A 9,707-nucleotide genomic window follows, 5' to 3' on the forward strand; every position below is an offset into this window, starting at 1 on the left:
ATTTCAGGACGTTCAGTTCAGAAAAAATTGCGTTCATTTCATTTGGTAATTGATTTTTGATGTTTTTTAAGTGTATCATAAGAGCAAGAACTCCTTGTTTTTAGATTTGTCGTTAAATCCATTATAAAACAAAAGGAGTTCTTTTTGTATCCTTTGAACAAAAGTCAAGCGAACCATTATTTTACTATCAGCGTTGTTCTATCAAAGGGACATCATCATTTTGGGTATGCGAAACTTGAGTAATAAATTAAAAGAAGAAGTTTCTCGAATGGATAGTAAAGAAGGGGTAATTATCTTCACAGACATCCCAGGTGGTACTCCATTTAATCAATCTATTTTATTATCACAAGAAGATGCACAAATTAAAGTTGTTACCGGAACGAATCTTCCTGCTATTATGGATGGATTATTTAATCGAGAGTTAGAGGCTGATGATTTTGTAAATAAAGTATTACGATCTGGAAAAGAAGGCTTAGCAACTTATGCAGAAAAGAGAAGCAATACAATAAAGGAAGAAGGGATATAAAAAGTTTATTATCGTAATTTTATGATTAAGATTGAGCTTGCTTATTTTTAAAAGCCGAAAATGAAAGCGATTCACTTTCTGTAGCAAAAACTAAAAGATGAATAGAACGAAACCTAAAAATTTAATGGAGGAATACTTATGGCTAATACGCCTAATATTTTACTTACAAGAATTGATAATCGATTAATTCACGGACAAGTGGGTATGACATGGAAGAATACTTTAGGAGCAAATTTAGTTATTGTAGCTAACGATGAGATCGCAAATAATGAAGTACAACAAAATTTAATGGATATGGCATTACCCGAAAGTGCAGAAAGTCGTTATTTTACACTAGATAAGACCATTCGTATTATTCATAAAGCTGCACCACGACAAAAAATATTTATAGTCGTTCGTACACCGCAAGATGCGCTTGCTTTGGTAGAAGGGGGAGTTCCGATAGATAAAATAAACGTTGGAAATTTGCATTATGAAGAAGGAAAAAAGCAAATCTCTAAAACTGTTTCTGTAAATGATAACGACATTGAGACTTTTAATAAATTACACGAAAAAGGCGTGGAGTTGGATGTAAGAGGTATTCCAAATGAACGTGGTTTTGATTTAATGACAAAATTATAGAATGAATATCAAAACAACAAGGAGGATAATACATGTTATTACAAGCGCTATTAGTAGGAATATGGGCCGGTATAGCTTGAATTGACCATTTTAACGGGTTAACACACTTACATCGGCCCATTGTTACAGGCCCAGTTGTAGGTTTAATTTTAGGAGATTTGACGACTGGATTAATGGCTGGAGCTACATTAGAATTGGTTTGGGCTGGAATGGTACCTTTAGCTGGAGCGCAGCCACCCAACGTTGTTATTGGAGGAATTGTTGGAACAGCGTTTGCTATTCTCACAGGGCAAGATCCGCAAGTTGCAGTTGGTATCGCAGTTCCCTTTGCAGTAGCAGGGCAAGCAGTCATTACACTGCTTTTTACTGTGATGTCACCGGTTATGCATAAAATGGACGACATGGCTGATGAAGCAGATACTAGAGGTATTGATCGGTTAAATTATTTAGAACCGTTAATCCTTTTCATTTTCTTTGGTATAGTTGCTTTTCTCCCAATCTATTTTGGCGCAGCGCAAGCAGAACAATTTGTAACTTGGATACCCGAATGGATTCTTGATGGATTGGGCTTTGCTGGAGGAATTATGCCTGCGGTAGGTTTCGCAATGCTAATGAAAATCATGTTTAAATGGACCTATGCGCCATTTTTTGCACTTGGTTTTGTAGCAGTTGCATATCTTGAAATGCCAATCTTAGGAGTGGCAATTGTTGCTACTGCTTTTGCAGCTTATGATTACTTTATAAATAGTTCATCAAAGGCAGCAACTGAAACTAATACAAATCAGGATTTAGACGAAGAGGAGGATTATAGTGATGGAATCTAACAAGAAAACAGAAACAGTCGATAATAAAAACGTAATTTCAGAAACTTATGAAAATCCTGAGTCTGAAAAAGTGATTACGAGAAAAGACTTGAACAAAATGGTGTGGAAGTCTTTAATGTTACAAGCATCATTTAACTATGAACGTATGCAAGCTGGAGGCTGGGTATATGGGCTGATTCCAGGTCTTAAGAAAATCCATAAGAATACTCATGACCTCTCTAATTCATTAAAAGAACACATGCAATTCTTTAACACTCATCCGTTTTTAGTAACCTTTATTCAAGGAATAATCTTATCAATGGAAGAAAATAAAGAAGAACGAGAAACAATTCGTGGTATTAAGGTAGCTTTGATGGGGCCTTTAGGTGGAATTGGAGATGCCTTGTTTTATCTAACATTACTTCCTATTACTGGTGGTATCGCTGCATCGCTGTCTTCACAAGGCAATATAACGGGCCCGATTTTGTTTCTAGTTGTCTTTAACGTAGTTCACTTTGGAGCACGCTTTTTCTTGATGCACTTTGGCCATAGGATAGGAACTGACGCGATTTCATCTTTAAAAGAAGGAACACAAAAAATATCTAGAGCTGCATCGATCGTCGGTTTGATGGTTGTTGGGGCATTGATTGCTTCTTATGTTGACTTTAATCTTGATTGGACATTACAAGCCGGGGAGATACCAGTTGATATACAAGAAGAAGTTTTAGACGCTATTATGCCTGGCTTATTGCCGCTACTTTTTACTTTCTTTTGCTATTGGTTATTGAAAAAAGGGCGTTCTCCCTTGGTATTAATTGGGATTACTATCGTAATTGGACTTGTTGGTGGATTATTTGGAATAATGTAATAGTTTTTAATTGAGACGAATTACTAAAATTGTTAGCGCTTTACCAAAGTGCCTCTTTACGTAGGCTAAGAAAAATATATGCCCTACATAAGGAGGCACATATAATTATAAAGATAGGAGCGTAAATATGATACTAACTATTACAATGAATCCATCGATAGATATTTCTTATCCATTAGGTAAATTAGTTATTGATAGAGTTAACAGAATAAATAACGTTTCTAAGACTGCTGGAGGAAAAGGATTAAATGTAACAAGAGTGCTTCGCCAACTTAATGAACCTGTAAAGGCTTCTGGGATGCTAGGCGGGGATTTTGGACAGTTTGTTAGAAAACATTTGGATGAAGAGGGTATTAATCATGATTTTTCTCAAATCAGGAGTGAAACAAGGAACTCTATCGCAATTTTACACGAGGGAAACCAAACTGAAATTTTAGAGGGCGGTCCTGAAATAAGAGAGAATGAATTAAATACATTTTTTGAAACATATAAACGGTTATTAAAAGAAGTGAATCTCGTTACTATTTCAGGTAGTTTGCCAAAAGGAGTAAAAAAAGATTATTATTCAACGTTAATTGAAGAAGCCGATAGACAAAACACTAAAACGATACTAGACACCTCTGGGGAGACACTCGCTAAAAGTCTACAGGGGAATCCTAAACCCTACTTGATCAAGCCAAACGAAGAAGAAATTAGCCAAGTATTAGGGCACAAAATTAATACATCAGTTGATTTGAAAAATGCATTAAAAAGTGATCTATTCGATGATATTGAATGGGTTGTAGTTTCTTTAGGTAAAGATGGTGCACTTGTTAAACATAAAAAAACTATTTATAAGATAGATATCCCAAGCATAGAAGTGATAAACCCTGTTGGTTCTGGAGATGCAACATTAGCTGGATTAACGTATGGTATTTCCAACAGAAGAACACCGGAAGAAATTATGAGAGTCGGTATGGTGACGGGTATGTTGAACGCAATGAACCAAAAAACTGGTCATATTGATGTACAACGATTTAACGAGTTATTTACTCAAATTTCGGTTAATAAAATTAACAATGAATAAGGAGTTATAATAAGAAAGATTACCAACAAGATGTGGAAATAACTTATAAATAAAACTGATAGACTAAGCAAAAAACTCAGTCTATCAGTTTTATTACGTAAAGAACAAATAATATAAGCTCAAAAAGAACTTCCTGGTTCAGTTAGAAACTCTCTTTCTTCATTGTTCGAGACTCTTCCTAAAATCGCATTGCGATGTGGATATCTACCAAAAAGATCAATAATTTCTTTATGTCGTTTTTCATAGTCTAGATATTCTTCCAAACCAGGTTGATCGAATAATTGTAAAGAAATTTGGTGAATCTTTTTTGACTCTGAGTGCATAAAAGGCATCAATAAGAAACCAAGTTCGTCAGCTGTTAGAGCACGTACTTGCTTCGTTTTTAAAGCTTCTTGGGATAAGATGAGTGCAGCAGAATCAAAGGAAAAGACTCCAGGCTGTCCTCGGTAAATATGATGAGAAAATTGATCGAGGATGATAATTTCTGCCAAACGTCCTTGAATGGATTTTCGCCATCCATCGAGTTCGCCTTGAGCAGCTTGCTGGTGTAATGCTTTAAAACGCTCAGTGATTAGCTGATCGACTTCACTTCCACCATTAAATAATTGCTCTGGGGCAAGTTCATGAAACCAAAAGTATAAAACTGTTTCTGGTGTATGTATAAAATCCTCCTAGTTGAATTAATTTTTATCGTAATAATTAAAGACAGTAACCGAATACAAACCTTTAAAGCTCATAACTTACACGAATGGCTCTACCGATGATCTCAATTGTATCATTTTCCGAAACAATAATGGGCGCATAATCAGGATTTTCGGAAAGTAATAATAAAAAGCTCTCTTGCTTTTTTATTTTTTTTAGCAGAGTAGTGGGGTCTTCATTTAATATTATTGCAGCAAACTGTTCGTCTTGTACATCATCTTGGGCTTTGAACAAAACGGTCGCATCCTTAGGGATTATTGGTTCCATACTAGTATCTTTCATTTTGAAATAAAAGTGTTGTCCTTTAGAAAGGTGAGAAAAATTAGTAGGAAAGTCAACTGCTTCATCAGCTTCCGAAACAATCGTAGTTTCATTATGCTCTACGTTATTTGTTCCTCTCTCAGGATAAACAGTTTGTGCTTCGTAGCCTAAGATATATTCAGGCCTAACGTTCATCGCTTGGGCAAAGTCTTCGACTCGGTTTAAAGGGAATTTTCGTTGACGGTTAAAATACTTAGAAACAGCTGATTTTGCCATATTTACTCGTCTTGCAATTTCGCTAACCGAAAGATTATTTTCTTTTTTTAGTTGATCAAGAATATCCATGATTTCATCGTTAGTTTTCACTTTTATTTCCTCCGTTTCCATTCTTATTATAGCATCGTTCTCTTTAAGAAACAATGAAAAATAATCGTTGACAAAAGAGAACGGCGATGCTATGATTAATTTGTTCTCAAAAGCGAACGTACGTTTGTATCGAATATAAGAAATGGAGGGATTAGCTTGAAGAGATACGAATTAAGAAAGGAAGATACTAAACAAAGGATTGATGCTTTAGAAAAAAGAAGAGATGATTTGTACGATCAGATGGGAAAAATGGAAGATGAAGTAGCGGATATGTGTGAAGAGTCTATTGAAAAACAAAGAAAATTAATTCACTTCAAAAAACAAGGGGATATTTTAGATTCTTATATGAAGTTTTTAGAGAATCAGTTAGTAGTAGATGCTTTACAGGAGCAATCCTATTCTGTTGAAAACTTTGATATGTCAGAAAAAGATCGGTTGATGGTTATTTTGCGCAATGGCGAAGATATCTTGTTTGATTGGTATGTTCAAAAAAAGAAGGAAGGTTATGAATTTAATCATATTGAACCCTTGCATAAAATTTTAAAAGAGGATTATGAAGAATTTTATGACCAACGAATAAAAGATGGAAACAAGTAGAATATGGAAAGTTGAGATGTTCCCCTTAACTTCATTTGGAAGACTTTCATAAAATGATGACTTTTACTTTTAGTTGAGCAAAGTGTTTAAAGCTATAACAAATAAATGATACAATTCTTATAAGAGTTAAAAAGGATATAGAAAGGGGCCTTATATATGAAAGTTCTTGTCGTAGGTGCAAACGGAAAAGTAGCAAAGCAATTCGCCAATTTGACGCAGGATCATAATGATATTGACGAAAAAGCAGTGATCCGTGATTCTGGACAAAAATCTTTTTTTGATGAAAGAAATATTGAAACCCAAGTTTTAGATATTATTTATAATTCAATTGAAGATTTTGCTGAAGCAATGAAAGATGTAGACGCAGTCGTTTTTAGTGCAGGTGCTGGTGGAAGTGGTCTAGATAAGACAGTTATGGTTGACTTAGATGGCGCCATAAAAATAATGACAGCAGCTGAACAGGCAAATGTAAAACGATTTGTTATGGTAAGCACATTCCGTACTGGTCGCAAACAAATTGCTAAAGGAATCGAAAATGATGCTCCATTGAAAATTTATACTATTGCTAAAAACTACGCAGATGAATGGTTGAAAAATAGAACGGGGCTTGATTGGACAATCGTTCATCCAGGGACTTTGACTGATGAAAAAGGCAGTGGAAAAATCAAAGTTGGTATGGGAAATAAACATGGTGAAGTGCCTCGTCAAGATGTTGCCCAAGCTATAATTGCTTCTTTGGAAAATGACTCAACAATTCATAAAGAATTTGAAGTATTATCAGGCGATGAACCAATTGATGATGCTATAAAATCTGTTTAATGATGACTTTTAATAAGTAAAAAATGAGTAGCTTTATTAAAGCTACTTATTTTTTACGTTATTTTATTTTTTATTGTGATAGCTGAATTGTAAATCGCGAACTTTTTCTGCGAGAGTTTCATCGGGACCGTCCACTTCAGTGTCATTAATCACTTCAGGGATTGAAAGGCCTTTGAGCCGACCCTTGTCGATACCCATTTCTTCATTCCACTGTTTTAATTGTTCTGTCGAGCTTGCATAAACAATACGTCCAAGTCCTACTAATCCATGTGCTGAAGCACACATCGAACAATGCTCACCTGAAGTATAAACTACCGCATTTTTACGTTCTGCTTCGTTTAAATTGTTTGCTGCCCACTTAGCAATTTCAAATTCGGGATGGCGAGTATTATCTCCGCTAGCAATCTTATTGTGGTCTTCAAATAAAATTTCCCCTTCTTGAGAGACCAATACCGAGCCAAAAGGAGCATCGCCTTTTGCCAGGGCAATTTCAGCTAATTGCACACAGCGATTTAAGTAGTACTTATCTTTCTCATTTATCATGATATGCCCTCCTTTATTGTTTTCTAATCTTTTATTCTATAGCCATCATATCATTATCTGAGGTGTTTGCAATCTTTCATATGACTCGTTTGTACAAGTGTTTTTTTCTTTTATTTAAACCAATATTTACTTGACAAATGAATGTTCATTCATGTAAACTTAGAAATGAACAGATGATTATATATTCATACAAGCGTTTACGATTCGTATATACCAGTGATAAAAAAAGGGAGTTGCATGGCGATGGATAAAACACAACATATAGTCGGGCATAATTCTAAGGAGAACACTTCTCACAAACACCAGCATGCTGGACATTTACCAGGTGAAGTTCCTATGTATTTTATAGGACTCATTATATATTTGCTTGCATTGTTTGTTCCTTTTGCAGGTGCAACATCGAATTATTTATTTACAGCTGCGGTTGTTCTTTCAGGTTTTCATGTGATTGTTGAAGGAGTTACTGAAACGATAAAACATACAAAGGAAAAAAGAAAGTTTCAACCTAATGTGCACTTACTGATGACATTGGCTGTTTTGGGAGCTATGTTAATAGGCAATTTTGATGAAAGCGCGTTGTTGATTTTGATATTTGCGGGAGCTCATTTTCTTGAAGAATTTGCTGAAGAGAAAAGTCAAAAAGAAATTACAAGTTTACTGCAAATGAATCCAACGAAAGCACGCTTATTACAAGCAGACGGGTCTACTAAAATGGTAGATGTCAGAAAGCTTACGGTTGGTGATCAGTTAAAGGTTTTGCCCGGAGATCAAATTGCAACGGATGGTTTTATTGTTGAAGGCCATTCGACAATTGACGAATCTTCAATTAATGGGGAAAGTATACCTAAAGAAAAAGGAAAAGAAGAGGAAGTATTTGCTAGTACGATCAATGGACAAGGAACCTTTACTATGGAAGTTAGCAAAGATTCTTCTGAAACTGTGTTTGCCAAAATTTTAAGTGTAGTTGAACAATCACAAAGCTATTTACCAAAAACGGCAACGAAAATACAAAAAATTGAGCCCATTTATGTGAAAAGTGTTTTACTTATCGTGCCTTTGTTCGTCCTTTTGATGCCGGTTTTACTTCAATGGAGCTGGGAAACTAGTATTTATCGTGGTATCGTACTTTTAATTACAGCATCTCCTTGTGCACTAGCAGTTAGCGTAGTACCAGCAACTTTGTCAGCTATTTCGAATTTAGCTAAAAAAGGTGTTTTGTTCAAAGGAGGAGCCTATCTTACCAATTTAGTTGATATTAAAGCAGTAGCTTTTGATAAAACGGGGACCTTAACACAAGGACAACCTGTAGTGACGGACTCTTTTTATAAAGAAGAAGCCATGAAAAGTAGTTGGCAACAGATTATTGTAACAATGGAAAAAAGCGCGAACCATCCTCTTGCTAAGGCAATTCTAGCGGCTTATGGACAGACTTCAACTGTTGAAATGTCAGTGAAAAATGAGATTGGCCAAGGTATTATAGGCCAATACAATGGGCGTAATTATCGAATTGGAAAACCCAGTTTATTTCAACAGGTTAGCCCAGAAATGCAAGAAAAAACAAACGAATTTACTTCGGCAGGTAAAACGGTGGTTTACTTTAGTGAAGATGAAGAAGTTGTGGCACTTATTGCATTTATGGACCGAGCAGACGAAAAAGCTGCAGCTACAATTGCGTATTTAAAAGAACAAAATATTAATACACTAATGATTACTGGAGATGCTAAGACTACAGGAGATGCAGTCGCACATGCTTTAGGAATCGACGAAGTGTTTAGTAATATTTTACCGGAAAACAAAGCAGAAGCGATTACTTCCTTGCAAACAAAATACGGGAAAACAGCTATGGTCGGAGATGGCGTTAATGACGCTCCTGCATTAGTAAAAGCTGATATTGGATTTGCTATGGGGGAAGGAACAGATGTCGCTATCGATGTAGCTGATGCAGTTATTATGCAAAACGATCTTTTAAAATTTGAGTACGTGCATAAGCTAGCTAAAAAATTAAATCAAATTGTTTGGCAAAATATTATTTTTGCCATGGGGATTGTTTTACTACTCAGTGGATTAAATATTATTGGACAAATGAATATTGGACTGGGTGTTTTAGCTCATGAAGGAAGTACACTCATCGTATTGGTAAATGGCCTGCGTTTGTTACTGCCGTTAAAGAAAAGCAAAAAAAGCGTATAATCTGATATCTTATTAACTCAAGTTTCGCACACCAAATTCGGTAGATAAGCCTTGATATAATTGGGCAGCGTATCGATCCAGAGCTGCAGTTGACTTTCAATGAAGTCTTGTAGTTTATGACTCGCTTTTTCACTGACTGCTTGCAAAATGTCCATTAGTTCTAATAAAGCCACCGACCAGTCAAGTTCTTTTATTTGGTCAGCAAGTTCATAAAATAAGCCGCCTAAGGTCCGCTCGTCATTGGCACAGCGTTGTTGCCAACTTAATAAGATGTAGCGCGTGAACACAATGGTGGTATGACAAATCAAGGCTTGATAATTGCGCGTTTGGGTTTCTTGTGACAAA

The 9,707-nt window shown here is 35.6% G+C and carries 11 protein-coding genes and 1 pseudogene; 8 read left to right on the forward strand and 4 right to left on the reverse strand.

What is annotated here, in order from left to right; translation table 11 throughout:
- Nucleotides 1–226: 226 nt before the first annotated feature.
- The 5 genes from G577_RS11420 (at nucleotide 227) to G577_RS0109185 (ending at nucleotide 3,884) form a co-directional block, all read left to right on the forward strand.
- Nucleotides 227–526, forward strand: a complete 300-nt coding sequence (locus G577_RS11420) for a PTS sugar transporter subunit IIA domain-containing protein (RefSeq protein ID WP_162141356.1) — start codon at nucleotides 227–229, stop codon at nucleotides 524–526.
- 138 nt (nucleotides 527–664) lie between these two features.
- Complete coding sequence (agaV, locus tag G577_RS0109170; RefSeq protein ID WP_028790942.1) at nucleotides 665–1,147, forward strand: PTS N-acetylgalactosamine transporter subunit IIB; 483 nt, start codon at nucleotides 665–667, stop codon at nucleotides 1,145–1,147.
- A gap of 80 nt (nucleotides 1,148–1,227) precedes the next feature.
- Nucleotides 1,228–1,971: a PTS N-acetylgalactosamine transporter subunit IIC gene (gene agaW, locus G577_RS11425; RefSeq protein WP_227874570.1), complete on the forward strand. Its 744-nt coding sequence runs from the start codon at nucleotides 1,228–1,230 to the stop codon at nucleotides 1,969–1,971.
- Nucleotides 1,961–2,818, forward strand: a complete 858-nt coding sequence (locus G577_RS0109180; protein WP_028790943.1) for a PTS system mannose/fructose/sorbose family transporter subunit IID — start codon at nucleotides 1,961–1,963, stop codon at nucleotides 2,816–2,818. The genes agaW and G577_RS0109180 overlap by 11 nt, the downstream gene beginning before the upstream one ends.
- 127 nt (nucleotides 2,819–2,945) lie before the next feature.
- On the forward strand, nucleotides 2,946–3,884 hold the full coding sequence (locus tag G577_RS0109185) for a hexose kinase (RefSeq protein ID WP_028790944.1): 939 nt from the start codon (nucleotides 2,946–2,948) through the stop codon (nucleotides 3,882–3,884).
- Nucleotides 3,885–4,003: 119 nt separating this feature from the next.
- Here the strand turns inward: G577_RS0109185 and G577_RS0109190 are convergent, their stop codons facing one another.
- Both G577_RS0109190 and G577_RS0109195 read right to left on the reverse strand, forming a co-directional pair.
- A complete protein-coding gene (locus G577_RS0109190) occupies nucleotides 4,004–4,546 on the reverse strand; it encodes a DUF924 family protein (protein WP_028790945.1) in 543 nt (180 codons plus the stop codon).
- A 64-nt stretch (nucleotides 4,547–4,610) separates the two neighbouring features.
- Nucleotides 4,611–5,213: a LexA family protein gene (locus G577_RS0109195; RefSeq protein WP_028790946.1), complete on the reverse strand. Its 603-nt coding sequence runs from the start codon at nucleotides 5,211–5,213 to the stop codon at nucleotides 4,611–4,613.
- A gap of 156 nt (nucleotides 5,214–5,369) precedes the next feature.
- Here G577_RS0109195 and G577_RS0109200 point away from each other — a divergent pair, with 156 nt between their 5' ends.
- Nucleotides 5,370–5,810 carry a hypothetical protein gene (locus G577_RS0109200; RefSeq protein WP_028790947.1) on the forward strand — a complete coding sequence of 147 codons (441 nt, stop codon included), beginning with the start codon at nucleotides 5,370–5,372 and terminating at the stop codon, nucleotides 5,808–5,810.
- Between the two features lie 156 nt (nucleotides 5,811–5,966).
- Entirely contained in the window at nucleotides 5,967–6,629 is a 663-nt protein-coding gene (locus tag G577_RS0109205) for an SDR family oxidoreductase (protein ID WP_028790948.1), read from the forward strand.
- 63 nt (nucleotides 6,630–6,692) lie between these two features.
- On the opposite strand, the gene G577_RS0109210 is transcribed toward G577_RS0109205, so the two are convergent.
- A complete protein-coding gene (locus G577_RS0109210) occupies nucleotides 6,693–7,172 on the reverse strand; it encodes a nucleoside deaminase (protein ID WP_028790949.1) in 480 nt (159 codons plus the stop codon).
- 237 nt (nucleotides 7,173–7,409) lie between these two features.
- On the opposite strand from G577_RS0109210, the gene G577_RS0109215 reads away from it, so the two are divergent.
- Entirely contained in the window at nucleotides 7,410–9,362 is a 1,953-nt protein-coding gene (locus tag G577_RS0109215; RefSeq protein ID WP_081675759.1) for a heavy metal translocating P-type ATPase, read from the forward strand.
- 17 nt (nucleotides 9,363–9,379) lie between these two features.
- Here G577_RS0109215 and G577_RS12220 read toward each other — a convergent pair.
- Nucleotides 9,380–9,707 (reverse strand): annotated as a pseudogene (locus G577_RS12220) (IS4-like element ISTeha3 family transposase); the annotation flags it as partial.

Source organism: Tetragenococcus muriaticus DSM 15685, from assembly GCF_000423785.1.
Lineage (GTDB): Bacteria > Bacillota > Bacilli > Lactobacillales > Enterococcaceae > Tetragenococcus > Tetragenococcus muriaticus.